The sequence below is a fragment of the Methylobacterium trifolii genome, from assembly GCF_022179685.1.
Taxonomy (GTDB): domain Bacteria; phylum Pseudomonadota; class Alphaproteobacteria; order Rhizobiales; family Beijerinckiaceae; genus Methylobacterium; species Methylobacterium trifolii.
On record NZ_BPRB01000063.1, the window covers coordinates 42,563 to 69,544 of the forward strand.

Here is a 26,982-nt window from a genome sequence, read left to right on the forward strand (position 1 = left end):
GCAGACCGCTTTTGCGAAACCTGCTTTGGGAGACACCGCGATGGACATCCTGACGAACCGCTTCAAGGCGAACCTGCGCGAGGGCCGGCAGCAGATCGGCCTGTGGATGAGCCTGGCGAGCCCGATCTCGACCGAGATCGTCGCCGGCTCCGGCTTCGACTGGCTCCTGATCGACATGGAGCACTCGGCCAACGACCTGCGCGACGTCTACGGCCAGCTCCAGGCGATGATGGAGGGCGACGCCCACGCCATGGTGCGGGTGCCGAGCGACGAGCCGATCACGATCAAGCGCATCCTCGACACGGGCGCGCAGTCCCTGATGATCCCCAACATCGACGACGCGGCCCAGGCCGCCCGCGCGGTGGCCGCCACCCGCTACGCCCCCCGCGGCGTGCGCGGCTTCTCCCAGGCGCCGCGCGCGGCCCGCTTCGGCCGCATCCCGGATTACCACGCCCGCTGCGAGGCGGAGATCTTCGTGGCGGTGCAGATCGAGTCGCGCCGGGCGCTGGACAACCTGGAGGAGATCGCCGGCGTCGAGGGCGTGGACGGCGTCTTCATCGGGCCCGGCGACCTCTCCACCAGCCTCGGCTTCATCGGCCAGCAGAACCACCCCGAGGTGGTGTCCACGATCGAGGACGCGGTCGGCCGCATCCGCGCCAGCGGCAAGCACGCGGGCATCCTCACCGCCAACGAGGAACTGGCCCACCGCTACGTCGCGGCCGGCACGCGCTTCACCGCCGTCGGCTCGGATACGGGCCTGCTCGCCCGCGGCTCCGAGGCCCTGGCCGCCCGCTTCCGCAAGACCGCCTGACCCGGAGAGAGACATGAACGTCGGTTTCATCGGCCTCGGCATCATGGGCGCGCCCATGGCCGGGCACCTGATCGCAGGCGGCCACAGCCTGTTCCTGAAGAGCCGGCGCGCCGTGCCCGAGGCCCTGGTCTCGGCCGGCGGCACGGCCTGCTCCAGCCCCGCCGAGGTGGCGGAGCGTGCCGACACCATCATCCTGATGCTGCCCGACACGCCGGACGTGGAGACGGTGCTGTTCGGGCCGGGCGGCGTCGCCGAGGGTCTCGCCCCCGGCAAGACCGTGATCGACATGAGCTCGATCTCGCCCATCGCCACCAAGGGCTTCGCCGAGCGCATCGCCGGCCTCGGCTGCGCCTGGCTCGACGCGCCGGTCTCCGGCGGCGAGGTCGGGGCCAGGAACGCGGCCCTCTCGATCATGGTCGGCGGGGCGGAGGCCGACTTCGAGCGCGCCGGCCCCCTGTTCGCCCTCATGGGCAAGACCGTGACGCATGTGGGGCCTGCCGGCTCCGGACAGGTCGCCAAGGTCGCCAACCAGATCATCGTCGCGCTCACCATCGAGGCGGTGGCCGAGGGGCTGCTCTTCGCCTCCAAGGCGGGTGCCGACCCGGCCAAGGTGCGCCAGGCGATCACCGGAGGGCTGGCCACCTCGCGCATCCTCGAGCTTCACGGCGAGCGCATGATCAAGCGCACCTTCGATCCGGGCTTCCGCATCGGCCTGCACCAGAAGGACCTCAACCTCGCCCTCGAAGGCGCCAAGGCCCTGGGCCTCAGCCTGCCGGCGACCGCGCTCGCGCAGCAGCTCTTCTCGGCCTGCGTCGGCAACGGCGGCGCGGCCTGGGACCACTCGGCCATGGTGCGGGCCCTGGAGATCATGGCCAACCACGAGGTCGGGTCCGGCGCCTGATATCCCGCGTCACGGACGGCATCCCGCGGAACTCCGCGATGTCATCGGTCATGAGCGGTCCGCGAACCCCGCGTCTCTGTCCGTGGCAGGTTCACACACTGTCCGAGGCCAGATAACCCTCTGATCCGGAACGCGTTTCCCCTCCCCCTTGTGGGGAGGGGTCAGGGGTGGAGGTGGTTCAGGATCGAACGCAGCGGTGCCTCCTGCACCACCCCCACCTCCGGCTCCTCCCCACAAGGGGGAGGAGAGGCCCGCACGCGGGCCGCGGCATGTCCTGAAAGGAATTTGGGGCTGCGTCGAACGAACGATAGCGCCGAAGAGCCGCGCGCCATACGGCCCTTCGATGCCGGACACGCATCAATCCATCCAGTGTTTGGATTGGCATGCATCGAACCGGCGATTTAACGTCAAATCTTCGACGATCGACCTTCGCGGGCAAGCATCCGGGAGGCGGGCACCACCGAGGGAGGATACGATGTCGCTGGCGGTTCCGGTTCAGACGGGCACGCGCATCCGCGTCCGCTATCTCATCCTGCTGATGCTCTTCGCGGTGACGGTGCTCAACTACGCCGACCGCGCCATCATCTCGATCGCCGGCGTGCCGATCGCGCAGGAATTCTCCATCGACGCGGTGTCGATGGGCTACATCCTCTCCGCCTTCAGCTGGTCCTACGTCGCCTCGCAACTGCCCGGCGGCTGGCTGCTCGACCGCTACGGCTCCAAGTGGGTCTATGCGGCCAGCATCTTCTTCTGGTCGCTGTTCACCTTCGTCCAGGGCTGGGCCGGCTTCCTCGGCGCGGGCTCGGCCGTCACGGTGTTCTTCCTGATGCGCATGCTGGTGGGGCTGGCCGAATCCCCCTCCTTCCCCGGCAACGCCCGCATCGTCGCGGCCTGGTTCCCGAGCACCGAGCGCGGCAAGGCCTCGGCCGTCTTCAACGCGGCCCAGTACTTCGCGCCCGTGCTGTTCGCCCCGCTCACCGCCTGGGTGACCCACGCCTTCGGCTGGCGCTACGCCTTCTTCGGCATGGGCACGATCGGCATCGTGATGGCGCTCCTCTGGGTGCGGCTGATGCACGATCCCAAGGACCATCCGCGGGTCAGCGCGGAGGAACTCGACGAGATCGCCAAGGGGGGCGCCCTCGTCCAGGTCGGCGGCCCGGCGCCCGCCGCCGCCACCGGCCAGGACGCGACCTGGAGCGTGGTCAAGCAGCTCCTCGGCAACCGGATGCTGCTCGGCATCTACGTGGCCCAGCACTGCATCAACGTGATGACCTACTTCTTCCTGACCTGGTTCCCGATCTACCTGGTCAAGCAGCGCGGCCTCTCGGTGCTGCAGGCCGGCTTCGTGGCCTCGCTCCCGGCGCTCTGCGGCTTCATCGGCGGCATCCTGGGCGGCGTGATCTCCGACGCGATCCTGCGGCGCACAGGCTCCCTCAACCTCGCCCGCAAGCTGCCGATCATCGTCGGCATGCTGCTGTCGATGATCATCGTGGCCTGCAACTACGTCGATTCGCAGGCCCTGGTGATCGGCTTCATGGCCGCCGCCTTCTTCGGCAAGGGCCTGGGCGCGCTGGGCTGGGCCGTGGTCTCCGACACCTCGCCGCGGCAGGCCGCGGGCCTCAGCGGCGGGCTGTTCAACATGTTCGGCAACACCGCCGGCATCACCACGCCGATCATCATCGGCTACCTCGTCCAGGCGTCGGGCTCGTTCGACACGGCGCTGGTGTTCGTCGGACTGAACGCGCTCGTGGCGATGGGCGCCTATCTCTTCATCGTCGGCGACATCCGGCGGGTCGAGCTTCGGAGCGCCTGAGGCGCGGCGACGATTGTCCAGGGAGGATACGATGCTGGTCGAGACCGATGCGCAGACCCTGGAGCGGCCGGGCGGCGACACGCCCCGCACCATCCGCCTGCACGAGAGCGACAACGTCGCCATCGTTGTCAACGCCTTCGGGCTGCCCGCGGGCACGACCTTCCCGGACGGCCTGAGGCTCGTCGAGTTCGTGCCGCAGGGCCACAAGGTGGCGCTCGCCGACATCCCCGAGGGCGGGCACGTGCGCCGCTACGGCGAGGTGGTGGGCATCGCCACGCAGGCCATCCCGAAAGGGTCCTGGGTCGAGGAATCCCGCGTCGCCACGCCGACCGCGCCGGACCTCGACGCCCTGGAACTGTCCAACCGCGTGCCCGCCCCCCTGCCGCCCCTGGAAGGCTACACCTTCGCGGGCTACCGCAACCCGGACGGCTCGGTGGGGACCAAGAACATCCTCGCCATCTCGATCAGCGTGCAATGCGTGGCCGGCACCCTCGACGTGGCGATCCGCCGGATCAAGCAGGAGCTGCTGCCGCGCTTTCCCAACGTGGACGACGTGGTCGGCCTCACCCACGCCTACGGCTGCGGCGTCGCCATCAACGCGCCCCAGGCCGTGATCCCGATCCGCACCCTCCAGAGCCTCGCCCAAAACCCGAACTTCGGCGGCGAGGTGATGGTGGTGGGCTTGGGCTGCGAGAAGCTCGTCTCCGAGCGCCTGCTGCCGGACGGCCGGGATGCGGCCGGGGACAGCGGCGTGGTGCGCCTCCAGGACGAGCGCCACCAGGGCTTCTCCATGATGATGGACAGCATCATGGCGATGGCGGAGGCCCGCCTGGAGGTCCTGAACCGGCGCACCCGCGAGACCTGCCCGGCCTCGGAGCTGGTCGTCGGCCTGCAATGCGGCGGGAGCGACGCCTTCTCCGGCGTCACCGCCAACCCGGCCCTCGGCTTCTGCGCCGACCTGATCGTGCGCTGCGGCGGCACGGTGATGTTCTCCGAGGTCACGGAGGTCCGCGACGCGATCCACCTGCTGACGCCGCGGGCGCAGACGCCGGAGATCGCCCGCGCCCTGATCCGCGAGATGGCCTGGTACGACGCCTACCTCGCCAAGGGCGAGGCCGACCGGCGGGCCAACCCCTCGCCCGGCAACAAGAAGGGCGGCCTCAACAACATCGTGGAGAAGGCCCTGGGCTCGGTGGCCAAGTCCGGCACCGGCGCGATCTCCGGCGTGCTCGCTCCCGGCGAGCGGGTGCGGGACAAGGGGCTGATCTTCGCCGCGACGCCGGCCAGCGACTTCGTCTGCGGCACCCTCCAGCTCGCCTCCGGCATCACCCTGCAGGTGTTCTCGACGGGGCGCGGCACGCCCTACGGCCTCGCCCAATGCCCCGTGATCAAGGTGGCGACCCGCACGGAACTGGCCGAGCGCTGGTCCGACCTGATCGACCTCGACGCCGGCCGCATCGCCACCGGCCACGCCACGATCGAGGAGGTGGGCTGGGAGCTGTTCCACCTCATCCTCGACGTGGCCAGCGGCCGCAAGCGGCCCTGGTCCGACCGCTGGGGCCTGTTCAACGACCTGACCCTGTTCAACCCGGCGCCCGTGACCTGAGGCGATGCGTCAGCGCAGCCGCGGCAGGACGCGCTCGGCAAAGCGGGCCATCTCGGCCTCGAAGGGCTGGAACTGGAGCATGAACAGCTCGATGCCCGCGCCATGGAAGGCGCGGATGCGGGCGGCCACGGTCTCGTAGCTGCCGACGAGCCCGGCCGCCGTGCCGCCGTTGGTGCCGACGAAGCGCGCGGCCGCCGCGTCCGTCTTGGCGAACATGACGCTCGCCGCATCGGTGCGCGCCCGCGTGTCGGCGCGCAGGGCCGCGTCGCGCCCGGCCAGCGCCAGCAGGCGGGCGTGCTCGGCCTGCGCCTGCGCGTCGGTCTCGCGGGCGATCACGAAGGCCGAGAGGCCGTAGGCGAGGGGGGCGCCCGGCCTCGGACGCCGGGCCACGTCGGCGATCAGGGCCTCGACCTCCTCAAGGGGCTGGCCGTTGATGAACCACAGGTCGGCATGGTCGGCCGCCAGGGCGCGGGCCGGCTCCGACTCGCCCCCGAGGTAGATCCTGGGCCGCACCCGGTGGGTGCCGGCCGGACGCAGCCGGTAATCCTCAACCCGGAAATGCGCGCCCGCGAAGGACACGGACTCGCCCCGCATCAGCCGGTCCACGAGGCCGATCCATTCGCGGCCGTAGGCGTAGCGGGCGTCATGAGCCGGGAAGGGCAGGCCGGCGCGCTCGAATTCCGCCCGGTTCCAGGCGTTGACGAGGTTGAGGCCGAAGCGGCCGCCGCTCACGTGCTCGATCTGCAGCGCCATCTTGGCGAGGACCACCGGGTGGTACAGGCCCGGCTTGATCGCCGCGACGATCTCGATGCGCGTGGTCAGGGCCGCGAGCGCCGCCGAGGCGGTCCAGGCTTCGAGCTGGTCGCGGGTCTCGTCGTAGGGGTTCATCGTGTGCTGGGCGACCAGCACCGAATCGAAGCCCAGGGCCTCGGCCTCCAGGACCAGGGCGCGGTTGCGCTCCCAGGTGGCGTCGTCGGGCTCGTCCGGGTCGTGGTGGGCGGCACGCGACCCGTGCACCGCCGCCCAGATGCCGAACCGCAGGGGGCGCCCGGCCATCGGCTCAGCCCCGTCCCGCCGGCGGCTGCCAGATCCGCACGGCGGTGGCATCGATCGCCAGCGGGATCAGGCCGGCCTCGCGGAAGGTGTCGGCGATGGCCTGCTGCTCGCCCAGCCCGTCGCGCTCCACCGGCTCGACGGCGTAGGTGCGCCGGGCGTTGACGGCGGCCACCACCGGCTGGGGCAGGTCGCCCCACAGGGGCGCCAGCAGCGCTGCGGCGGGCTCCGGGTTCTGCTTCACCCAGCGGCCGGCCTCACTGAGGGCGTCGAACACCGCGGCGACCACCTCGGGGTGGGCGGCCACGAAGGCGTCGTTGGCGAGGTAGTAGCGGTGGTAGCTCGACAGGCCGGTGGCGTCGGCGATCACCCGCACCGGGCGCTTGGACTGGGCGATGGCGAGGAACGGGTCCCAGATCACCCAGGCGTCGAGGCTGCCCTGCTCGAACGCCGCCGCCCCTTCCGGCGCCTGGAGGTAGGCCGGCTTGATGTCGGAAAAGGCGAGGCCCGCGCGCTTGAGGGCGGCGGCCAGGACGAAGTGGCAGCCCGAGCCCCGCGAGACGCCGACCGTGCGCCCCTTGAGGTCGGCCACCGTGCGGATGGGGGAGGCCTCGGGCACGATGATCGCCTCGGCCGACGGTGCGCCGCGCTCGCGGGCGTAGAACGTGAGGGGGGCGTTGGCGGCCTGGGTGAAGATCGGGATCGCGTCGGCCACGTCCGCGTGCAGGTCGACGGCGCCCGCGTTCATCGGGCCGAGCACGTCGGTGAACAGGTGCCAGGAGGGGGCAAAGCCCAGGGGCTTCAGGCGCTCGTCCAGGGTGCCCTTGGCCTTGAGCACGGTCAGCAGGGTCGAGGAGCGCTGATAGCTCAGGCGCAATGTGCGCTCGGCCGCGCGGGCGGGCAACGCGCAGGCGAGGCCGGCGGCCAGCGTCGCACCCGCACGCAGCAGGGCGCGCCGCGACGGCAGGGCGCCGCCGTGCCGCGGGGAATCGTCGGTCATCGTCGTCTCCGGTGGGGTCTTCGCGCCAGCACCGCGAAGTATCGGGACAGTCCCGGACGCGGTCAAAGGAAGCATCTTTCCAAGATCGGCGCGGATCGACGACATCCTTCGCCGATCCCCGCAGGACGCGAGAAGATCGATGGCTCACGCAGCCGAGGCAGGGTGCGAAGCCGCCGCATGGCGAAAGCCGGCGCCGGGATGCGTCGCCTTCAGGCCGGGGCCGCCGCCCGGAAACAGTTTTTCGCGCAACGTGCCCTCAGCGTAACGCGTCTTGTAGGCGCCGCGGCTCTGCAGTTCAGGCACCACGAGGTCGACGAAGGCCGCGAGCGTCTCGGGCGCCACGGCCCGCGTCAGGTTGAAGCCGTCCACGTCCGCCGCCTCGGCCCAGGCGAGGAGCTCGTCGGCGACCTCGGAGGGCGAACCGACGACGAAGGGCGCCCGCGCCCCCCGCGGACCGAACTCCGCGAAGTCGGCGCGGGTGAAGGGCCGCTCGCCGGGCCCCGTGAGGTTCTCCACGAGGGAGCGCATCGCGTTGGTCTCGACATAGGCCAGCGCCTCGTCGGGCCGCAGCGTCGAGAGGTCGATCCCGGTCCAGCCGGAGACCAGGGCGAGCTGGCCCTCCACGTTGATGTAGCGGGCGTACTCGTCGCACAGGTCCAGGGCCTCGGCCCGCGTCGGCGCGACGATCACCGTGGCGCCCAGGAACATCAGGATGTCGCGGGGGTCGCGGCCCTCGGCCTGCGCCGCCTCGCGGATCGCGCGCACGGACCGGGCCGCGACCGCCTTGGTGTGCCCGTTGAGGAAGACCGCCTCGGCGTGGCGGCCGGCGAACCGGCGCCCCCGCGAGGAGGTGCCCGCCTGGTAGAGCACCGGGGTGCGCTGGGGCGAGGGCTCGCTCAGGCTGCGGCCGTCGACCCGGTAATAGGGGCCGTCGTGGACGATCCGGTGCACCCGCTCGGGCCGCGTGAACAGGCCATGCCCGCGGTCGCGCACGGCCGCCCCGTCCTCCCAGCTTCCCTCCCAGAGCTTGTAGGAGGCCGCCAGGAAGTCCTCGCCGGCCTCGTAGCGCTCGTCGTGGGCGCGGGCGCCGGCGAGCCCCATGCCGCGGGCGCCGCTCTCGAGATAGCCGGTGACGACGTTCCAGCCGACCCGGCCGCCGGTCAGGTGGTCCAGGGTCGTGACCCGGCGGGTGAAGGCATAGGGATGCTCGTAGGTGAGGTTGGCGGTGATGCCGAAGCCGAGATGGGCCGTGGCCTGCGCCATGGCCGGCACCACCAGGAACGGGTCGAGGTTCGGCGCCTGCGCCGCGCGGGCGAGCGCCGTGTCCCCGTTGCCGCCGTAGACGTCGTAGGTGCCGAGCACGTCGGCGAGGAAGACCCCGTCGAACAGGCCGCGCTCGGCGGTGCGCGCCAGGGACACCCAGTAGTCGAGGGTGTTGTACGCGCTGGACCGGTCGCGCGGGTGCCGCCACAGGCCGGCCCAGGTATGGCCGGGCGCGCCCATCTCGAAGGCATTGAGCCTCAGTTCGCGGCGTGCGGTCATGGAAAATCCGAAAGGTGGTCGGAGGGCGCCGCCGGAGGGATCGGCCTCGGGCCGCAGGCTCGGGCAGGGCGTATGTCCCGGCGAGCGTAGCGGCCGGCCATGCCCGGTCAACGAGAATGATTTTTTTATAGGCTCTCGATCGAGAGAAATACGGCCCTCCGGGGCATGTCCTGGAAGTAGATACTTCCGAACAGGCGGCCGCCCTCGGTTTTTACTTGCGGCGGCGTGCACGATTGCCGATCTCTCGCGGCCGGCGGAAACCAGGGCGGCGCTCGATCCGATGGGGGCGGGCGCCGCTGGGCGCCGCCGAGCGGGATTTGCGGGATCGGACGGATGTCTCAGACGGATGCGGGGTGGGGCGCGGGGCCGGGCGTGCGCTACGAGGCGCTCGCCGCCGACTTCCGGCCGGTCTTCGGGCGGATCGCCGCCGGGGCGGTGTCGCGCGACCGCGAGCGCCGGCTGCCGCACGACGAGATCGGATGGCTCAAGGAATCGGGCTTCACCACCCTGCGGCTCGCGCGCGGGCAGGGCGGCTTCGGGGCGAGCCTGCCCGAGCTGTTCGCCCTGCTGATCGAGCTGTCGCAGGCCGATCCCAACGTCACCAACGCGCTCCGGGCCCATTTCGGCTTCACCGAGGACGCGCTGTGCGCCGCCTCGCCCGAGTGGCGCGAGCGCTGGATCGGCCGCATCGCGGACCGCCAGACGGTCGGCAGCGGCGTGTCCGAGACCGGCGAGGCCAAGGTCGGGCAGTTCGACACCGTGCTGCGGCGCGAGGGCGGGCAGTGGCGGCTCGACGGCCGGAAATTCTACACCACCGGGTCCCTGTTCGCCGACTGGATTCACCTCTCCGCCCAGGACGAGGCCGGCGAGGCGGTCGTCGCGGCCGTGCCGGTACGGGCGCCGGGCGTCGAGATCGTGGACGACTGGGACGGGTTCGGGCAGGCGCTGACGGCCAGCGGCACCGCGCGCTTCACCGGCGTCGTCCTCGGCCCGGACCTGGTCAAGCCCGACCCCGCCCGCTTCCCCTACGCCATGGCCTTCTTCCAGCTCGTCCACCTCGCTACCCTGGCGGGGATCGGCCGGGCGGCGGCGCTCGACCTGGCCCGGCTCGTCTCAGAGCGGACCCGGATCTACAGCCACGGCAATGCCGGGCGCAGCGGCGACGACCCGCAGGTCTTAGGGGTTGTCGGCCGGGTGCGCGGGGCGGCCTACGCGGCCGGGGCCACCGTGCTGAAGGCCGCCGAGGCCGTCCAGCGGGTGCACGACGCGCACCTGGCCGGTCCGGGGGAGGCGGCGGAGGCCGCCGCCGCGATCGCCGACCTGGAGGTCAACCAGGCCGTGACCGTGGTGACGGACCTCGTCCTCGACGCCACCACGATCCTGTTCGACGCGCTGGGCGCCTCGGCGGTCAAGGGCGGCCTCGGGCTCGACCGCCACTGGCGCAACGCCCGCACCATCGCCTCCCACAACCCGCGGATCTACCGGGACCGGATCGTGGGGGATTTCGCCGTCAACGGCACACAGCCCCCGCGCCAGTACCGGGTCGGGTCGGCCTGACGGCAGGGGAGGCGAACCATGCCGCGCCGCGCGGATCAGATGCGCCTGGGCGCCTTCCTCTATCCGGGTGGGCACCATGTCGCCGCCTGGCGCCACCCCGCGTCCCAGGCGGATGCGGGGATCGACCCCGTCCATTACCGGCGGCTGGCGCAGGTGGCGGAGCGGGCCGGGTTCGACCTGCTGTTCCTGGCCGACGGCGTCAGCATCCGCGGCGACGACCTCGATGCCCTGAGCCGCACGGCGATCCGCTACGTCGGGCAGTTCGAGCCCCTGACCCTGCTCGCCCACCTCTCGGCGGTGACCGAGCGCATCGGCCTGGTGGCTACCGCCTCGACCACCTACAACGAGCCCTTCCACGTGGCGCGCAAGTTCGCCTCCCTCGACCACCTCAGCGGCGGCCGGGCGGGCTGGAACCTCGTCACCTCCGCCGACCCGCGCGAGGCCTACAATTTCGGTCGCGAGAGCCACCTCGCCCACGCGAGGCGCTACGCCCGCGCCGAAGAGTTCGTGGACGTGGTCGCCGGCCTGTGGGACAGCTTCGAGGACGACGCCTTCGTGCGCGACCGGGCCGAGGGCCGGTTCTTCGATCCGGCCAAGCTGCACGCGCTCGACCACGAGGGCGAGCACTTCTCGGTGCGCGGCCCCCTCAACGTGCCGCGCCCGCCCCAGGGCCACCCGGTGGTGGTGCAGGCGGGCTCGTCCGAAGCCGGCAAGTCTCTGGCCGCCCGCACGGCCGAGGTGATCTTCACCGCCCAGGACACGCTGGCCGACGCGGTCGCCTTCTACGCGGACGTGAAGGGGCGGATGGAAGGGCACGGGCGCCACCCCGACGATCTCAAGATCATGCCCGGCGCCTTCCCCGTCGTCGGCCGCACGGAGGGGGAGGCCCAGGACAAGTACGGGGCGCTCCAGGACCTGATCCACCCGGTGGTCGGCCGCTCGCTCCTGGAGCAGCTCGCCGGCATCGACCTGTCCGGCCACCCGGACGACGGGCCCGTGCCGGAAGCGCCCGAGACCGAGGGCGGCAAGAGCCGTCAGGCGCTGCTGCTGACGCTGGCCCGCCGCGAGGGCCTGACGATCCGCGACCTCTACCTGCGGGTGGCCGGCGCGCGGGGCCACTGGACCCTCGTCGGCACCCCGGACAGGATCGCCGACGCCCTCCAAGAGCGCTTCGAGGCCCGTGGCGCCGACGGCTTCAACATCATGCCCCCGACCTTGCCGGGCGGGCTCGATGACTTCGCCACCCTGGTGATCCCCGAGTTGCAGCGCCGCGGCCTGTTCCGCACCGCCTACGAGGGCCGGACGCTTCGCGAAAACCTCGGCCTGCGGCGGCCGGCCCACCGGCGCCACGGACCTGCGCGGCGGGCTTGACGGCCTCCGGGGAAGGACCGGCCACGGGCCGGGCGGGCACGAGAGGATGCGTCTCTGGGACCCGATGAATAGGGTCGCGCGTTTCATTGACTGTCTGTCCGTCCCGGAGAAAGACTCCGACCGATGCGGCCCGGCGGCGCCCGGCCGACTCCCTTCGAGGAACCTGCGTGTCATCCGCCCAAGCCCCCCTTCGTGACGACGGCCCCCCGGCCGCGGACGCGGACGGCCACACCGCCCCCCTGATCGCGTTCGAGGGCGTCTCCAAGACCTATGTGGGCCGCGCCGGCGCGGTCCCCGTCCCGGCCCTGTCGGGGATCGACCTCGCGGTCCCGACCGGCTCGGTGCTCGGCGTGATCGGACGCTCAGGCGCCGGCAAGTCGACCCTGATCCGCCTCGTCAACGGCCTGGAGCGGCCGAGCGCCGGCCGCGTCCTGGTCGGCGGCGCGGAGGTCTCGGCCCTGGGGGAGGGGGAGCTGCGGGCGGTGCGGGCCCGCGTCGGCATGATCTTCCAGCACTTCAACCTGCTGTCCTCGCGCACCGCCGCGGGCAACGTCGCCCTGCCCCTGGAAATCGCGGGGCGACCGCGGGCGGCGATCCGCGACCGCGTCGCGGAACTGCTGGCGCTCGTCGGGCTGGAGGCGCAGGCCGGGCGCTACCCGGCCGAGCTGTCGGGCGGCCAGAAGCAGCGCGTCGGCATCGCCCGCGCGCTGGCGACCGCGCCCGACGTGCTGCTCTCGGACGAGGCCACCTCGGCCCTCGACCCGGAGACCACGCGGTCCATCCTCGCCCTGCTGCGGCGCATCAACCGGGATCTCGGCCTCACCATCGTGCTCATCACCCACGAGATGTCGGTGATCCGCGCCGTGGCCGACCGCGTCGCCGTGCTGGAGCACGGCCGGATCGTGGAGCAGGGCGACGTGTTCGAGGTGTTCACCCGGCCGCGGGCCGAGATCACCCGGACGCTGCTCGCCGCCGAGATGGGCCTGTCGCTGCCGCCCACCCTCGCCGGGCGGCTCACCGCCGCGCCGCTCGCGGGCGCCGCGGCCGTGCTGCGCATCGCCTTCCGCGGGCCGCACGCCTCCGACCCGATCATCGCGCGGCTCGCCCGCGAGACCGGAATCGAGGCCAACATCCTGTCGGGCACCGTGGACGAGATCGGCGGCCAGCCCTTCGGGTCGCTGGCCGTCTCGCTCCCGCCCGGCCCCGACGTGACGGCGCGGGCCGTCGCCTTCCTGGAGGCGCACGGGCTGGTCGCCGACCTCGTCGGCTACCTGCCGCGCTCCGAGGAGGACCGCCGTGTCGCCTGAGATGATGCGCCTGCTCACCCAGGCGACGGCCGACACCCTGACCATGGTGGCGCTGGCAGCGGGCCTGGGCACCCTGTTCGGCCTGCCGCTGGGCGTCTTCCTGGCCACCAGCCGGCGCGGCGAGTTGCTGGCGGCGCCCTGGCTGAACGGCGTCCTCGGCTTCGTCGTCAACGCGACGCGCTCGACGCCCTTCATCATCCTCGTGGTGGCGATCATCCCGTTCACGCGGCTGATCGCGGGCACCTCGATCGGCACGATGGCCGCGACCGTGCCCCTCACCATCGCCGCCACGCCCTTCATCGCCCGCCTCGTCGAGGCCGCGATCCGCGAGGTCGACCACGGCCTCGTGGAGGCCGCCCGCGCCTTCGGGGCGAACCCGGCCCAGATCATCCTCAAGGTGCTGATCCCCGAGGCGCTGCCCGGCATCGTGCTCGGGCTCACCCTCGCCGTGGTCTCGCTGCTGGGCTTCTCCGCCATGGTCGGCGCGGTCGGTGGCGGCGGCCTGGGCGACCTCGGCATCCGCTACGGCTACCAGCGCTTCCGGCCCGAGATGATGCTCGCGGTCGTGGTCGTGCTGATCGTCCTCGTCCAGGCGGTGCAGAGCCTCGGCGAGCGCCTCGCACGCCGCCTGAACCGGCGCATCCGCCGGGCCTGACCGCCTGCCTTACTCTCCCCGAACGGATTCCCCACGATGCTGCGCGTCCTCGTCGCCCTGTTCGCCCTCGGTCTCGCATCGGCGCAGGCCGAGCCCCTCACGCGCGTACGGATCGGGGCGACGCCCGGCCCGCACGCCCAGATCCTGGAGGCGGTCAAGCCGATCGCGGCCCGGAACGGCCTCGACCTGCAGATCATCGAGTTCTCGGATTACGTGATCCCGAACGAGGCCCTCTCGGCCGACGAGATCGAGGCCAACTCCTTCCAGAATCAGCCCTTCCTCGACAACCAGAAGGCCGACCGCGGCTACCGGATCGAGCCGGTGGGGCTCACCGTGAACTTTCCCCTCGGGATCTATTCGAAGCGCCACAAGAGCTTCGACGCGGTGCCCGTCGGCGGCAGCGTCGCGATCCAGAACGACCCGACCAACGGCGGCCGCTCCCTGCTGCTGCTCCAGGACAAGGGCGTGATCAAGCTCGCCGCCGGCGTCGGCACCAAGCCGACCGTCGCCGACATCGTCGAGAACCCGCGGCGCCTGCGCTTCATCGAGGTCGACGCCGCCCAGACCCCGCGGGCGCTGGAGGACGTGGATGCGGCGGCCGTCAACACCAACTACGCCACGCCCGCCGGCCTGAAGCCCTCGGACGCCATCCTCAAGGAGGACCCCAAGGGCCCCTACGTCAACCTCCTCGCGGTGCGCGCCGTGGACAAGGACAAGCCCTGGGTGAAGGCCCTGGTCGAGAGCTACCGCAGCCCGGAGACCAAGGCCTTCATCGAGAAGACGTTCGGCGGTGCCGTGCTCACGAGCTGGTAGGTCGGGGCGGGGCCGGATCGCTATGTAGGGCTGACAGGACGGCCGGCCTGCTGTAACCTGTGGGTTACGAAATCGACGGCGCGATGCTCCGAGAAACGGACGCGTTCAAGAAGTGATCAAGGGTCTCCGCGACAAGGCCGCGGTGGGCGTGATCAACCTGCGCCTCAAGAGGCTGGCGCAGGGCAACCCCGGTGACGCGGAGCCGGTCGGCGGTGGCGTGAGCGAACTCAAGATCGATTTCGGCCCCGGATATCGCGTCTATTACAAGATATTCTCGAACGGCACGATCATACTATACGGAGGCGATAAGGACGATCAGCCGGGCAACATCAAATCGGCCAAAGCCCTGGCAAAATCCATCGACGAGACTCTTGAAGAGAAACGTGACGATGCCAGTCGAAATCACTGATTGGGACCCTTCCGAGTATCTGGACGACGAAGAGTCGATCAGAGCCTATCTCAATGCCGCCTTCGAGGACGGCGATCCGAAACTGATCGCGTCGGCCATCGGAGATGTCGCCCGCGCGCGCGGCATGACGCAGATCGCCCGCGAGACCGGGTTCGCCCGCGAAGCCCTCTACCGGGCGCTCTCCGGGACGGGCAATCCGGAACTGGGGACAGTCATCGGGGTCCTGAAGTCGCTGAACATGACGGTTCGCGTCGAACCGATCGAGCGGCAGGTCGCCGGAGCATCGGATTTTTAGAGCGCTCTGCGACGAACGGCACCCTGAAACGCAGGAGCCGCCGCCGATGGTCGATCGGCGGCGGCTCCGGGTTCGTGATGCGTCGTGCCGTCAGCGCGCCGGCAGCGTGTGCAGCGTCCTGAGGAAAAAATCGACCTCATCGCGGGTGTTGTAGAAGGCGAGCGAGGCGCGCACCGACTGGTCGACGCCGAAGCGGCGTAGCGCCGGCAGGGCGCAGTGGTGGCCGGAGCGCACCGCGATGCCGTGGCCGTCGAGGTGCTTGGCCACGGCCTCGTTCTCGTGCCCGTCGATCGTGAAGGACATCACGCTGGCCTTCTGCAGCGCCGTGCCGATCAGGCGCAGGCCCTTCACCTCGGCGAGGCCGGCCTGGGCGTAGTCCAGCAGATCGTGCTCGTAGGCCGAGATCGCGGGCAGGCCGACGCTCTCCAGGTAGTCGAGGGCGGCGCCCAGGCCCACGGCGCCTGCGATGTCGGGGGTGCCCGCCTCGAACTTCTCCGGCGCGCCCTTGTAGACCGTCTTCGTGAAGGTCACGTCCTCGATCATGTGGCCGCCGCCCTGCCACGGCGGCATCGCCTCGAGCAGGTGGCGCTTGCCGTAGAGCGCCCCGATCCCGGTCGGCCCGAACACCTTGTGGCCGGAGAAGACCACGAAGTCGGCATCCAGCGCCTGCACGTCCACCGGCATGTGCGGGGTCGACTGGGCCGCGTCCACCAGCACCGGCACGCCGTAGGCGTGGGCAAGCGCGATGATCTCCCGGACCGGGTTGATGGTGCCGAGCGCGTTGGCGACCTGCGTCACCGAGACGATCTTCGTGCGGCCCGACAGGAGCGCGGCGAACTGCTCGAAGATGATCTCGCCCCGGTCGTTGACCGGGATCACCCGCAGGGTCGCGCCCGTGGACTGGGCCAGCATCTGCCAGGGCACGATGTTGGCGTGGTGCTCGATCGTGGAGACGATGATCTCGTCGCCCGGCCCGACATTGGCGCGGCCGTAGGAATTGGCGACGAGGTTGATCCCCTCCGTGGTCCCGCGCAGGAAGACGATGTCGTCCTTGGACGGAGCGTTGAGGAAGCGGCGCACCTTCTCGCGGCCGCCCTCGAACAGGTCCGTGGAGCGCGCCGCCAGGGTGTGCGCGGCCCGGTGGATGTTCGAGTTGTGGCGGGCGTAGAATTCGCTCGTCGCGTCGATCACGCTCTGCGGCTTGTGGGTGGTGGCCGCGTTGTCGAGCCAGACCAGGGGATGCCCGTTGACGCTCTGGTGCAGCGCCGGGAAATCCTTGCGCACGCGCTCCACGTCGAAGGGCGCCGCCGCCGGGCTCGTCCCCTGCGCGGGCACGCGCGAGGCCGGTCCGGCATGCCGGGCGGGCTCGACGCGGGGCGAGGCATGCGCCCTGGGCGCGCGCGGCGAGCCGGTCAGGAAGTAGTAGTCGCCCGACGAGAACGCCTCGTTTCCGGGATGTTCCACGGTGCGCACGGCACCGCCCGCGTCACGGCCGGTGGGCGCGCCCGGCACAAGGCTAGGGGCCAGGGCCTGGGCGAAGGCGTTGGCGCGCGGGTGGTCCTGGGCGATCGTCCGGTGCAGGTCCGGGCCGCCGGGGAGGGCGGCCGCGACCTCCGGGACGCTCGGCACGAAGAACTCCGGCAGGCCGCGCCGGAGGTTCCGCGGGTCGAGGAGCGGATGCACCGCGGGGATGGCGGCGGTGTCCAGGAGCCCCGCGCCGGCGGGCGCGGGATTGCCCGAGGTGGGGTTGGCGTAGGACGGCCCGGACAGGCCCGGCAGGCCGACCGGCGGCGCGCCGAACGAGCGCGCGGCCAGCGCCGACGCGTCGGGCTGGAAGCCCGCGGGCAGGGCGCCGGACGGCGCAGAAGGGGTGCCGAGGGCAGCCCCCGGCAGCGAGGGCTGCCCGGAGCCTTGGGGAAGGGTCTCCAGGCCCTGGGGGGCCTGGGGCGTCTGCGGCAGGGCGGGCGTCAGCGGCGCGGACGCCGCCTGGCCCTGGCCGTAGATCTCGCGGGCGAGGCGCCCGACGAGGTCGGCATGCGCCAGATCGCCGGGCGCGCCGGTGGGGAGGCCGATGGCGGAGGAACCCAATGCGCCGGCCTCAGGCGTAGTCATGGTAGTTGCCGAGCAGCACGTTATCGAGGCGGGCGATCGCGTCCTCGACCAGGACGGCCGCCGAGAAGTAGCGGGTCACGAGGTGCGAGGCGATGGAGTGGTCGTTGGTGCCCATGTAGCGCACCGACAGGCCGGGCTCGATCTCGCCGGTCACGCCCGACTTCTGCAGGGCGACCACGCCCTGCTCGCCCTCGCCGACGCGCAGCAGCAGGATCGAGGTGGTCTGCGCACCCGTGACGGGGTCGACGTCGATGGGCAGCTTGTCGCTCGGCACCAGCGGCACGCCGCGCCAGGTGATGAAGGGCGCGCCGAACAGGTGGACAACGACCGGCGGCACGCCCCGCCGGGTGGCCTCGCGGCCGAAGGCGGCGATGGCGCGCGGGTGCGCCACGAAGAAGGCGGGCTTCTTCCAGACCAGCGTCAGCAGCTCGTCGAGGTCGTCCGGGGTGGGGGGGCCCCCGCGGGTCGGGATGCGCTGGCGGCCGCCGACCTCGTGCAGCAGGCCGAACTGCGAGTTGTTGAGCAGCTCCCACTCCTCGCGCTCCTTCACGGCGTCGACCGTGAGGCGGATCTGCTCGCGGAGCTGGTCGATCTCGTTGGAATAGAGGTCGGTGACGCGGGTGTGGGTGTTGAGGATCGTCTGGATCGTCGAGAGGTGGTACTCGCGCGGATCGATCTCGTAATCGACGTAGGTCGTGGGCAGGCGCGGCTCGCCGGTATGGACGGCCAGGAGCTCGATGCCCTGCTCGCCGTGGCTGTTGGTGTGGCCCTTCAGCCGGTCGCGCTCCTCGATGGACTGCGCGATGCGGGTCTTGATCGCGTCGTCCTCGATCGCCGTGCGGTCGAGGGTAAGGAGCGTCACCGCCGACAGGGCCTTCACGGCCGGCGCCGGGGCGTTCTCGCCCACGAGGTCGCCGTCACCGAAATAGTCGCCGCGGGTGGCGAGCCCCTGGCGCAGGCGGTTCTTGAACGGCCCGGACAGGGTCAGCTCGACGGTGCCGTCGGCCACCACCGTGAGGCTGCGGCCGGACGAGCCCTCCTCGGCGATGGTCTCGCCGGCCTTGTGATGGCTCTCGCTGAACTTGTCGGCGATGGCCGACAGCTCGGCATCGCCCAGGCGGCTGAACAGGGGGATCGCCCGCAGAGAAGCCGGGCTGATCGCGCGCTTCCTGTTCTCGCCGGCCAGTTCGATGCGGCCGGGCTTGGCCAGGACCACGGCGCGGCGGTTGACGCGGTAGACGCCGCCCGGCACGTCCACGAAGGGCAGGAGGCGCAGGAGCCAGCGCGGCGTGTTGGCCACGTTCTGGACCGAGGTGACGGTCGCAGTCGCAAGATTGCGTGCGGCGGAGGCGCTCACGCTCAAACCCGGTCCACTCATCGTTCGTCGTCTCCGTCTAAAAAGGTCTGGACAATGCCGCGCCGGTCCGCGCAGGCGGATACGGTCGACGGAGCGGTCTGCGCCCCATCGGCCCGGCCTCGAAACTGTATTCAGGGCAGCAGCGTCGGCGCGATACCGGTCGTCACGGCAGCGCACCAAGCCCGGCTTGCGCGAGCCCTCGGCGAAATCTTTCCGCCCGGTCGTCAAGCCGCAGGATTGCTTGCCTGATTCCCGATATCGAACGGTCTAGTCTCGGCGTCGCGCCAGCGTCAAGAGATGGATTTTTCTATGTTTGGATGTTTGGCGACTAAGCGTTCTCTGAAGAATGAATTATAGAGAAACATGATCCGATATGAGGCGAATTCGTAGAATAATGATCTGCCGATTTCGTCCCAGGCAGGAGGATCGAGCGAAAACCTTTCCGAAAGGTCATTCCTCTCCGGTCGCGCCCGGCGACGGGCCGCCCCTGCCGGTCGGATCAGATGCCGTCGCCGAAGAACTGGTCCATGCTGAGGGCCGGGTCCTCGCCGCGGTGCATCCGCGAGACGACGCGGGCCGGGACGCCGGCCACGGTGGTGTGGGCGGGCACGTCGTGCAGCACCACCGCGGCGGCGGCGACCTTGGCGCCCTCGCCGACCCGGATGTTGCCGAGCACCTTGGCCCCGACGCTGAGCAGCACCCCGCGCTCGATCTTGGGGTGACGGTCGCCGCTCTCCTTGCCGTTGCCGCCGAGCGTCACCGACTGGAGGATCGACACGTCGTCGGCGATCACCGTGGTCTCGCCGATGACGACGCCGGTGGCGTGGTCGATGAACACCCCCGAGCCGATCCGCGCCGCCGGGTGGATGTCGGCCCCGAACACCTCGGAGATGCGGCTCTGGACGTGTAGGGCCAGCGTCGCCCGGCCCTGTTGCCAGAGCCAGTGGGCCACCCGGTAGCCTTCGAGGGCGGCCAGCCCCTTGTAGAACAGGAACGGGTCGATGTAGCGGCGGCAGGTCGGGTCGCGCTCGCGGATGGCGACGAGGTCGCGCACCGCGTGCGCCCCGGCATGGGGGTCGGCCTCGAAGGCCGAGAGGCAGAGGTCGCGCATCGAGAGACGGGCGAGGTCGCCGTCGCCGAGCCGGTGAGCGAGGCGGTAGGCGAAGGCGCCGGCCAAGCTGCGCTGGTCCAGGATCGTGGCCTGGATGATGCCCGCGTAGAGGGGCTCCTCGATCAGGGCGGCCTCGGCCTCCGCGCGCATCGCGCGCCAGACCTCGGCCTCGCCGGTACTGCGGCTCGTGGCCCGCAGGGGGATCGGCGCCGTCGGCGCCTGCAACGCGCTCGCCGCACTCATGGCGTCGTCCTCGGGATCGTCGGCATCGGTCCGGAGCATGCTCCGTCTTCCTGGTTCCGCATGATGTCGTCGGAAAACCGGATTCCACTTTTCCGCATCATGCTCAGTTCACGCGCTTGAACAGGGTCGGAAGGTAATGGTGCAGGGTCTCGTGGCCGTCGAACTGCACGTCGATGGTGGGCGGGCGGCCCGGCTGCGGATGGATGCCGACCACGCGGCCGCGGGCGTGGCGCCAGATGCCGAGCACCTCGGCGAGGTCGAGACGGTCGAACACCACCTGGTCGCCGGGATTCATTCTCACGGACATCGTTCCTCCTTCCTGCCGATCCGGCACCCGGCCCGCGAGGCTTCCCGGGCCGCCCCGGATCGAGGGGCGGGGAGGTCCTTCCCGAAGTGGCCCGTCGCCGGAGACGATTTGCATCGCGTGAGGCTCGATCGACAGCATTTATTTTGCTAAGCCTTTGTTATAGCTCGATATTTGTTGATCTTCGCGCGCTTTGCAAGCCTTCTCCGGCGATGCGTGCGCGACCGCACGCCTGCTGTAGAAGCGCAGCCGGCGCCGGCCCCGGCGCGCGCTTGGATCGGGTGATGCGCCGATGACCGCCTTCCTGCCTCCGCTCGCCGGCGGCCTCCTGATCGGCCTGTCGGCCGCGATGCTGCTGCTGCTCAACGGACGCATCGCGGGCATCAGCGGCCTCGTCGCCGGCCTTGGCAGCCGGCCGGGCGGGCGCTGGCTCGCCGACCTCGCCTTCGTGGCCGGCCTGATCCTCGGGCCGCCCCTGTTCGCGGTGCTCGCCGGGCACTGGCCCGCGATGCGCATCGCCGCCCCGCTGCCGGTGCTGGCGCTGGCCGGCCTGCTCGTCGGCTTCGGCACGCGGCTGGGCTCGGGCTGCACCAGCGGCCACGGCGTCGCCGGCCTCGCCCGGCTGTCGCCCCGCTCGATCGCCGCAGTCCTCACATTCCTGGCAAGCGGCATGGCCACGGTCGCGGCCCTGCGCTGGCTCGTCCCGTGAGCGCCGCCCCACGCATCGCCGCGGCGCTCGCCGCCGGCCTCGTCTTCGGCCTCGGGCTGTCGCTCTCGGGGATGCTCGATCCCGCCCGCGTGCGCGGCTTCCTCGACGTGACCGGGGATTGGGACCCGAGCCTCATCTTCGTCCTCGGCGGGGCGGTCACCGTCTCGGCGCTGGGCTACGTCCTCTCCCGACGCCTGCCGCGCCCGGCCTTCGATGCGCGCTTCCAGATCCCGGCCGGCCGCCGGATCGATGCGCCGCTGATCCTGGGGTCGGCCGTGTTCGGCATCGGCTGGGGCCTGTCGGGCCTGTGTCCCGGCCCGGCGGTCGCCGCCCTCTCGACCGGAGCGCTGCCCATCGTGGTCTTCGTGCTCGCGATGCTGGCCGGCATGGCGGGCCACCACATCCTCCGGGCACGTCCGTCGGGCGGCCGGCTGCCTTCGGGGCCGGGCGAGGGCCGCTGAGGTCGCGGCCGGCGACCGGCGCGGCGATTCCTGCGGTCGAACCGCACCGAACGGTCTAAAGGGTGTCGGCGACGGCGCCGCGGGCGTGCCGGTCCAGGATGGGAAGCAGGATGGCGATCAGGGCGCTCAACGACCGCAAGAAGCTGTCGAACGACTTCAACGAGGCCAACGACAGCTTCATCGACGAGGTGCTGGGCGCCTTCCAATCCGGCCAGCTCTCCCTGGAGCTTGCCCGCGCCTACCTCGCCCACCCGGTCGCGATGATGCACGCGGACGGGGCGCAGGCCGTGGCGAACTACCTCGACCGCATGCTGGCGCAGCGCCCGGCGATCGACTGGACGCCGGGCGAGTAGGCGGCGAGCCGAGCCCGCCGCCCGCCGCCGCTACCGGCCGAGGGGCTGGATGCTGTCGGCGATCCCCTTGAGCTGGGCCGCGTACTTCTTCTCGCCGGCGGGCGAGCCCCAATAGGTGAGGACGCCGATCTTGGTCGGCGACAGGATGATGATCGACAGGCTGACCTTGGTCGGCCCGTCCTTGTCCACAGCATCCCAGTTGATGTCGACCACGTCGAGGCCGTTGATCTTGGTCTCGAGCTTCTTCTGCGTGGACGGGTCGATCTTGACCCCGCTGTCGGCCAGGAACTTCACCGCGTCGACGACGGCCTTCTCGGTGTTCTTCAGGTTCGAGATCTCGAAGGCGACGTAGATCGTGGCGTCCGGCGAGGTCGCCTGCGCGCCCTTGTCGATCTCCTCCGGCGACCATGCGTTCGGCAGGTCGATGGTCACCAGCGGCGTCTCGTCCGGCAGCTCGAAGGTCTTGGCCTGCACGGCCGCGGGCAGCGCGCAGAGCAGGAACGCGGCCGTGGCCGCCTTGAACAGGGTGCGTCTCAACTCGACCTCCAGATATGCGCCGGCGCGTGAACCGCTGAGGCTCGCGGCCAAGCTCTGGCCTGCCGGGGAAGGCGAGTCGAGGGGTTTCAATGCGGGGACTCGGGCCCGCCCGGCACCGGCCGCGACTTCGTCGTGGACGGCCCGGTTCCGATGGCCCGGCCGACGGACGGAACGGATGCGGGCACGGCCGGTTGCCAAGCATGAACCGCCGGCCGACCAGCCGGGCCGGCCCCTGGAGAATCGACCACGATCAAAGCCATCCCCACCGCCCTGATCGCCCTGGCCCTGCTCGCCGGCAGCGCCGCGGCGCAGAGCACCAGCACCCCCGGCTCGCCGGCCGGCAGCGGCGGCGGCAACGGCACCACCGGCAGCAACGCGGCGCCGAGCGGCAAGTAACGCGGCAAGTAACGCGGCAAGTAACCGACAGCCCCACGCCGCAAACCCGCGGCGCGGGGCTCACGGGGCCCTGACGGGCACGTCGAAAGTGGTCGCCGGGTAGGGCTCGTTCCGTAACGAGAAGTGCCACCACTCCCTGGCATAGCCGGCAAAGCCCGCCCGGCGCATCGCGGCCGCCAGGCGTTCGCGGTTCGCCCGCGCCTCGGGCGAAATCGCGGCGCCCGCGCCGGAGCGGGGATCGAACCGGTCGAAGGGCGTGCCCATCGCGACTTCCCGCCCGGTCTGCACATCGACCAGGGTGAGATCGACGGTCGCCCCCCGCGAGTGCCCCGAGCGGGCGGCCACGTAGCCGAGGCGGAACAGGTCGCCCTTGTCCACGTCCGGGTAGTACTCCGCCTTGGCGGCCTGGTCGCGCGGGTCGCGGGCCCAGCGGACGAAATCCGCCACCGCGCGCGCCGGCCGGTAACAGTCGAAGACCTTCAGTCCGTACCCCGCGCGGGCGAGCGCCGCCTGGGCCTGCGCCAGGGCGCGGGCGGCCGGGCGCGCGAGCAGGCAGACGGGGGCCTCGTACCCGGCCACCGGCCGCCCGAGGAAGTTGTCCGCCCCGGCGTAGCGCATCTCGACCACCAGCCCCGCGACCGCCCGGCCGGCATCCACGAAGTCCGGCGCCGGTCCGGCCAGGGCGGGAAGCGCGCCGAGCGCGAGCAGCGGGCCGCTTGCCGAAAGGCGCCGTCTCATCTCTGGTCCAGGTTCGGGATTCGCGAGGGGATACGCGTCTTGTGCCAGCGCAGGCTCCGTCGGGCGATAGGCTTCTGCCTCCTCGCCCTACCGCTCGTCGGGTCCGGCGCGCAGGCCGCGCCCCGGACCTGCGCCGTGGCCGATCCGGGCCGGACGCCCCTCAACCTCCGGGCCGCCCCGCGCGGCGCTGTCGTCGGGACGCTGCCCAACGGAACCCGCGTCACGGTCGTCGACGACGCGACGGTCGAGGGCCGGGGCTGGAGCCGGGTGCGGAGCACGGCCGGCCCCGGCGGCTGGGCCTATTCCGATTACCTGATCTGCGCGCCCGACCCCGCCCCCGGCCGGGCCGAGACCGGGGCCGGACCCGCATCCCTCGACCGGGCCTGCCGCGTCGCCGACCCGAGCGGCACGCCCCTCAACGTCCGCGCCGCGCCCTACGGCCCGGTCATGACCACCCTGGAGAACGGCACCCCCGTCCTGGCCGGGGATGCCGCGCCCGACGACGGGAACTGGGTCCGGCTGCGGGCGCGCGGCGGGGCGAGCCTGGGCTGGGCCTACGGCCGGTACCTCGACTGCTCCGGCCCGGCCGGGGCGGGCAAGGCCGTGGGCCGGGAACCGGGACAGGGATCGGCCCAGCTCCTCGCAGCTTTGCCCCCGCCCGCCGCCGTGCCGCCGAACCCGGCCGTCCCCGCCCTGCCGGAACGGCGCGTCGCCCTGGTGATCGGCAACGGCGCCTACCGCAGCGTCGCCCCCCTGGAGAACCCGCGCCGCGATGCCGGCACCATGGCCGAGGCGCTGCGGCGGCTCGGCTTCACCACCATCCTCGTACGCGAGGACCAGGGCTTCGAGGGCATCCGCCGGTCCTTGCGGGACTTCTCGGCCGAGGCGGCGCGAGCCGACTGGGCCGTGGTCTACTATGCCGGGCACGGCCTGGAGGTGGGCGGGGTGAACTACCTCGTCCCCGTCGACGCGCGGCTGGCGAGCGACCGGGACGTGCAGTTCGAGGCGATCCCCCTGGACCAGGTCCTGGCCAGCGTCGAGGGGGCGCGCAAGCTCCAGGTCGTGATCCTCGACGCCTGCCGGGACAACCCCTTCGCGGCCGCGATGAAGCGGGCGCTGGGCACCCGCTCGGTGGGGCAGGGGCTCGCCCGGATCGAGCCGGCGAGCGGCAGCGTGCTGGTCGCCTACGCGGCCAGGGCCGGCCAGGTCGCCTCGGACGGCGCGGCGGGCCGGGCCAACAGCCCGTTCGTGACCGCCCTGGTGAAGAACCTGGCCACGCCGGGCATCGAGATCCGCAAGCTGTTCGGCCGTATCCGCGACGACGTGCTCGCCGAGACCGGCGGGCGCCAGGAGCCGGCGATCTACGGCTCGCTGGGGGGCGACGACTATTTCTTCCAGGCGCCGTAGGGGCCCCGAACCCCGGCGAGCGGCGATCGCGCGAACCGGGCGGGCGGAAGGCCGTTGACGCCTCATTGGAGTTGTTCTAATTAAGAACTGTCCACGGGACGCGGAGCCGCACCGGCTCAGGCGCCCGCGCAATCCTCTTCCAAACGGAGATCCATCATGGCCGGAACGTCCAGCGCCGCCTGCGTCAGCTGCCGCTTCTTCGACGACCACAAGACCAACGGCGCCCAGGCTTCGGGCGACCAGGGCCTGTGCCGCTTCAACCCGCCCGTCAGCCAGCCGGCGCCCGAGGCCAAGGGCCTGTGGCCGGTGGTGGCCTCCCAGGATTGGTGCGGCCACTTCACCGCAGAGATGACCGCGGCCGAGTAATCCGGCCCGATCGGAACGACGCTCCCAAAAAGGGGCCGGCGCCCACGCGCCGGCCCCTTTTCCTTGCCCACGCTCGGCGGCTGGCCATACCCTCGTGGGATGGACCCGACCCTGCGCCCGGCCCGCGCGGCCGACATCCCGGCGATCACCGCCATCTATGCCGAGTCCGTCCTCGGCGGCACCGCGAGCTTCGAGACGCAAGCCCCGACGGAGGCCGAGATGGCGACCCGGTTCGCCGCCATCGTCTCCGGCGGCTTTCCGTACCTGGTGGCCGAGGGCGGCGCGCGAATCCTCGGCTACGCCTATGCCGGCCCCTACCGGCCGCGGGCGGCCTACGGTTCGAGCGTCGAGGATTCGCTCTACGTGGCTGCCGACGCCCGCGGCCTCGGGATCGGCCGCCGCCTGCTCTCGGACCTGATCGCGGCCTGCACCGCCCTCGATTGCCGGCTGATGGTGGCGGTCATCGCCGATCCGGGCTCGGCCTATGCGGGCTTGGCCGATCCGGGCTCGGCCGCCTCGGTCCGCCTGCATGCGGGCCTCGGGTTCGAGCAGGTCGGCACCCTGTCCGGGGTCGGCTACAAGCACGGGCGCTGGCTCGATACCGTCCTGATGCAGCGCCGCCTCGGACCCGGCCCGGACGCCCCGCCGACGCGCGGGTGACGCCGTCGTCGCGCGGACGGGACCGCCTTCACATCCCTGCGATCCGTGACGGGCGGCGCCGGTCCGGGTCCGGCGGGGCCGGCGCGGTCATGATCCGGTCAACTTCGGGGACGATGGCGGGGGGAAGGGCGTGTCCGCGCGCAGCGGGATGCAGCCACGCGACGGCAGGGCCGGTTCCGCCACGGCGGACCGGTCCGGAGGCGCGGGAGCCGCCGGCAGGGCAGGGTTTTCGCGACGCATGGGAGTTGACAGGATGACGTTTCGATCGATCGGCTCGGCGTTCCGCGTTTCGGCCTGGAGCGCGCCGCTCGTCGGCCTGGCCGCCCTCGCGGGGGTGGCCCAGGCCGCCACGCCCGCCGACCCGAGCGGCACCTGGCTCACCGAGGACGGGCGCGCGCGCATCCGCCTGGAGAAGTGCGGACCGTCCGAGAAGAACCTCTGCGGCTTCGTCGTCTGGCTCAAGGTGCCCCTCAACGACAAGAACCAGCCCCGGATCGACTTCAAGAACCCGGACCCCAAGAAGCAGGCCCGGCCCTCGCTCGGCCACCAGCTCATCCTGGGCCTGAAGCTCAACGCCGACGCCCGCTACGAGGGCAAGATCTACAACTCGGAGGACGGCAAGTCCTACGACGTCACGGTCTGGACCGAGGAGCCGAACGAGCTGACCGTGCGCGGCTGCCTGATCGCCTTCCTGTGCAAGTCGCAGACCTGGAACAAGACGACGGACGTGCTGCCCGGCCAGCTCACCGGCCCGACCAACGGCGCGGGCGGCCCCCGCACCGATCCCGAATGGACCCCGGCCGGCAAGCCTGCCGCCACCGGCACCACGGGCACGCCCGGCTCGACGGCCTCGACCGCCCCGAAGCCCGCCGCCCCCAAGCCGGCGCCCAAGCCTGCCGCCCCGGCCGGTGCCCCCGCCGCGCAGTGATGCGGCGGCCCGGCCTCGGGCCTCTCCTCCCAAGGGCCACGGCCTACTCGGGAGCCGGCATGGCACGCGTCCCTCTCCCCTCACGGATCTCGGACCTGCCCGAGATCCGCATCCTGGGTGCCCAAGTCGGGCAAGCCCGACTTGGGTTGGGAGAGGGTGGCCCGCGA

At 71.7% G+C, this 26,982-nt stretch carries 27 protein-coding genes; 18 read left to right on the top strand and 9 right to left on the bottom strand.

The genetic code is table 11. The features are described from left to right. Window positions 1-40: 40 nt before the first annotated feature. The 4 genes from COGEMETH_RS06305 to garD all read left to right on the top strand — a co-directional run bounded on the left by COGEMETH_RS06305 (window position 41) and on the right by garD (window position 5,131). Window positions 41-811 carry an HpcH/HpaI aldolase family protein gene (locus tag COGEMETH_RS06305; RefSeq protein WP_238181751.1) on the top strand — a complete coding sequence of 257 codons (771 nt, stop codon included), beginning with the start codon at window positions 41-43 and terminating at the stop codon, window positions 809-811. Window positions 812-824: 13 nt separating this feature from the next. Then, window positions 825-1,712, top strand: coding sequence for a 2-hydroxy-3-oxopropionate reductase (locus COGEMETH_RS06310; protein ID WP_238181752.1), 888 nt, complete (start codon window positions 825-827; stop codon window positions 1,710-1,712). Between the two features lie 475 nt (window positions 1,713-2,187). Continuing rightward, entirely contained in the window at window positions 2,188-3,525 is a 1,338-nt protein-coding gene (locus COGEMETH_RS06315; RefSeq protein ID WP_238181753.1) for an MFS transporter, read from the top strand. 31 nt (window positions 3,526-3,556) lie between these two features. Beyond that, window positions 3,557-5,131: a galactarate dehydratase gene (garD, locus tag COGEMETH_RS06320; RefSeq protein ID WP_238181754.1), complete on the top strand. Its 1,575-nt coding sequence runs from the start codon at window positions 3,557-3,559 to the stop codon at window positions 5,129-5,131. Window positions 5,132-5,140: 9 nt separating this feature from the next. Here garD and COGEMETH_RS06325 read toward each other — a convergent pair whose 3' ends face one another. From COGEMETH_RS06325 to COGEMETH_RS06335, 3 genes are all read right to left on the bottom strand, one after another. Beyond that, window positions 5,141-6,187: an LLM class flavin-dependent oxidoreductase gene (locus COGEMETH_RS06325; protein ID WP_238181755.1), complete on the bottom strand. Its 1,047-nt coding sequence runs from the start codon at window positions 6,185-6,187 to the stop codon at window positions 5,141-5,143. 4 nt (window positions 6,188-6,191) lie between these two features. Beyond that, complete coding sequence (locus COGEMETH_RS06330) at window positions 6,192-7,184, bottom strand: ABC transporter substrate-binding protein (protein ID WP_238181756.1); 993 nt, start codon at window positions 7,182-7,184, stop codon at window positions 6,192-6,194. Window positions 7,185-7,328: 144 nt separating this feature from the next. Further along, entirely contained in the window at window positions 7,329-8,726 is a 1,398-nt protein-coding gene (locus COGEMETH_RS06335; RefSeq protein WP_238181757.1) for an LLM class flavin-dependent oxidoreductase, read from the bottom strand. Window positions 8,727-9,059: 333 nt separating this feature from the next. Between COGEMETH_RS06335 and COGEMETH_RS06340 the strand changes: the two genes are divergently transcribed. The 7 genes from COGEMETH_RS06340 to COGEMETH_RS06370 all read left to right on the top strand — a co-directional run bounded on the left by COGEMETH_RS06340 (window position 9,060) and on the right by COGEMETH_RS06370 (window position 15,133). Continuing rightward, window positions 9,060-10,283, top strand: coding sequence for an acyl-CoA dehydrogenase family protein (locus tag COGEMETH_RS06340; protein WP_238181758.1), 1,224 nt, complete (start codon window positions 9,060-9,062; stop codon window positions 10,281-10,283). 18 nt (window positions 10,284-10,301) lie between these two features. Further along, window positions 10,302-11,654 (top strand): LLM class flavin-dependent oxidoreductase, encoded by a 1,353-nt coding sequence (locus COGEMETH_RS06345; RefSeq protein WP_238181759.1) that lies wholly within the window; start codon window positions 10,302-10,304, stop codon window positions 11,652-11,654. Window positions 11,655-11,821: 167 nt separating this feature from the next. Next, window positions 11,822-12,961 carry a methionine ABC transporter ATP-binding protein gene (locus COGEMETH_RS06350; protein ID WP_444980408.1) on the top strand — a complete coding sequence of 380 codons (1,140 nt, stop codon included), beginning with the start codon at window positions 11,822-11,824 and terminating at the stop codon, window positions 12,959-12,961. Next, window positions 12,951-13,616 (top strand): methionine ABC transporter permease, encoded by a 666-nt coding sequence (locus COGEMETH_RS06355; protein ID WP_238181760.1) that lies wholly within the window; start codon window positions 12,951-12,953, stop codon window positions 13,614-13,616. Before COGEMETH_RS06350 ends, COGEMETH_RS06355 begins: the two co-directional genes overlap by 11 nt. A 36-nt stretch (window positions 13,617-13,652) precedes the next feature. Beyond that, window positions 13,653-14,429, top strand: a complete 777-nt coding sequence (locus tag COGEMETH_RS06360; RefSeq protein ID WP_238181761.1) for a MetQ/NlpA family ABC transporter substrate-binding protein — start codon at window positions 13,653-13,655, stop codon at window positions 14,427-14,429. 112 nt (window positions 14,430-14,541) lie between these two features. Further along, entirely contained in the window at window positions 14,542-14,838 is a 297-nt protein-coding gene (locus COGEMETH_RS06365) for a type II toxin-antitoxin system RelE/ParE family toxin (protein WP_238181762.1), read from the top strand. Continuing rightward, window positions 14,819-15,133, top strand: coding sequence for an addiction module antidote protein (locus tag COGEMETH_RS06370; protein ID WP_238181763.1), 315 nt, complete (start codon window positions 14,819-14,821; stop codon window positions 15,131-15,133). The genes COGEMETH_RS06365 and COGEMETH_RS06370 overlap by 20 nt, the downstream gene beginning before the upstream one ends. Window positions 15,134-15,223: 90 nt before the next feature. On the opposite strand, the gene COGEMETH_RS06375 is transcribed toward COGEMETH_RS06370, so the two are convergent. The 4 genes from COGEMETH_RS06375 to COGEMETH_RS06395 form a co-directional block, all read right to left on the bottom strand. Then, window positions 15,224-17,245, bottom strand: coding sequence for a family 2A encapsulin nanocompartment cargo protein cysteine desulfurase (locus COGEMETH_RS06375; protein ID WP_238181764.1), 2,022 nt, complete (start codon window positions 17,243-17,245; stop codon window positions 15,224-15,226). Beyond that, the gene (locus tag COGEMETH_RS06380) at window positions 17,232-18,623 is read right to left on the bottom strand and encodes a family 2B encapsulin nanocompartment shell protein (RefSeq protein ID WP_283214964.1); all 1,392 of its coding nucleotides are present in this window, start codon (window positions 18,621-18,623) and stop codon (window positions 17,232-17,234) included. The genes COGEMETH_RS06375 and COGEMETH_RS06380 overlap by 14 nt, the downstream gene beginning before the upstream one ends. Window positions 18,624-19,101: 478 nt before the next feature. Next, entirely contained in the window at window positions 19,102-19,956 is an 855-nt protein-coding gene (cysE, locus tag COGEMETH_RS06390; protein WP_238181780.1) for a serine O-acetyltransferase, read from the bottom strand. A gap of 103 nt (window positions 19,957-20,059) precedes the next feature. Next, window positions 20,060-20,263: a hypothetical protein gene (locus COGEMETH_RS06395; RefSeq protein ID WP_238181765.1), complete on the bottom strand. Its 204-nt coding sequence runs from the start codon at window positions 20,261-20,263 to the stop codon at window positions 20,060-20,062. A 289-nt stretch (window positions 20,264-20,552) separates the two neighbouring features. Between COGEMETH_RS06395 and COGEMETH_RS06400 the strand changes: the two genes are divergently transcribed. From COGEMETH_RS06400 to COGEMETH_RS06410, 3 genes are all read left to right on the top strand, one after another. Continuing rightward, window positions 20,553-20,969: a YeeE/YedE family protein gene (locus tag COGEMETH_RS06400; protein WP_238181766.1), complete on the top strand. Its 417-nt coding sequence runs from the start codon at window positions 20,553-20,555 to the stop codon at window positions 20,967-20,969. Continuing rightward, window positions 20,966-21,430, top strand: a complete 465-nt coding sequence (locus COGEMETH_RS06405; RefSeq protein WP_238181767.1) for a YeeE/YedE family protein — start codon at window positions 20,966-20,968, stop codon at window positions 21,428-21,430. Before COGEMETH_RS06400 ends, COGEMETH_RS06405 begins: the two co-directional genes overlap by 4 nt. 110 nt (window positions 21,431-21,540) lie before the next feature. Beyond that, a complete protein-coding gene (locus tag COGEMETH_RS06410; protein ID WP_238181768.1) occupies window positions 21,541-21,783 on the top strand; it encodes a hypothetical protein in 243 nt (80 codons plus the stop codon). 30 nt (window positions 21,784-21,813) lie between these two features. Here the strand turns inward: COGEMETH_RS06410 and COGEMETH_RS06415 are convergent, their stop codons facing one another. Together COGEMETH_RS06415 and COGEMETH_RS06420 are read right to left on the bottom strand one after the other, a co-directional pair. After that, window positions 21,814-22,320 carry a hypothetical protein gene (locus COGEMETH_RS06415; RefSeq protein ID WP_238181769.1) on the bottom strand — a complete coding sequence of 169 codons (507 nt, stop codon included), beginning with the start codon at window positions 22,318-22,320 and terminating at the stop codon, window positions 21,814-21,816. A gap of 456 nt (window positions 22,321-22,776) precedes the next feature. Next, window positions 22,777-23,454, bottom strand: coding sequence for a M15 family metallopeptidase (locus COGEMETH_RS06420; RefSeq protein ID WP_238181770.1), 678 nt, complete (start codon window positions 23,452-23,454; stop codon window positions 22,777-22,779). 39 nt (window positions 23,455-23,493) lie between these two features. On the opposite strand from COGEMETH_RS06420, the gene COGEMETH_RS06425 reads away from it, so the two are divergent. The 4 genes from COGEMETH_RS06425 (at window position 23,494) to COGEMETH_RS06440 (ending at window position 26,815) form a co-directional block, all read left to right on the top strand. Beyond that, the gene (locus COGEMETH_RS06425) at window positions 23,494-24,861 is read left to right on the top strand and encodes a caspase family protein (RefSeq protein WP_238181771.1); all 1,368 of its coding nucleotides are present in this window, start codon (window positions 23,494-23,496) and stop codon (window positions 24,859-24,861) included. 156 nt (window positions 24,862-25,017) lie between these two features. After that, the gene (locus COGEMETH_RS06430) at window positions 25,018-25,227 is read left to right on the top strand and encodes a hypothetical protein (RefSeq protein WP_238181772.1); all 210 of its coding nucleotides are present in this window, start codon (window positions 25,018-25,020) and stop codon (window positions 25,225-25,227) included. Between the two features lie 99 nt (window positions 25,228-25,326). Continuing rightward, entirely contained in the window at window positions 25,327-25,887 is a 561-nt protein-coding gene (locus tag COGEMETH_RS06435; protein ID WP_238181773.1) for a GNAT family N-acetyltransferase, read from the top strand. A 253-nt stretch (window positions 25,888-26,140) separates the two neighbouring features. Then, a complete protein-coding gene (locus COGEMETH_RS06440; protein ID WP_238181774.1) occupies window positions 26,141-26,815 on the top strand; it encodes a DUF2147 domain-containing protein in 675 nt (224 codons plus the stop codon). Window positions 26,816-26,982 lie beyond the last annotated feature (167 nt).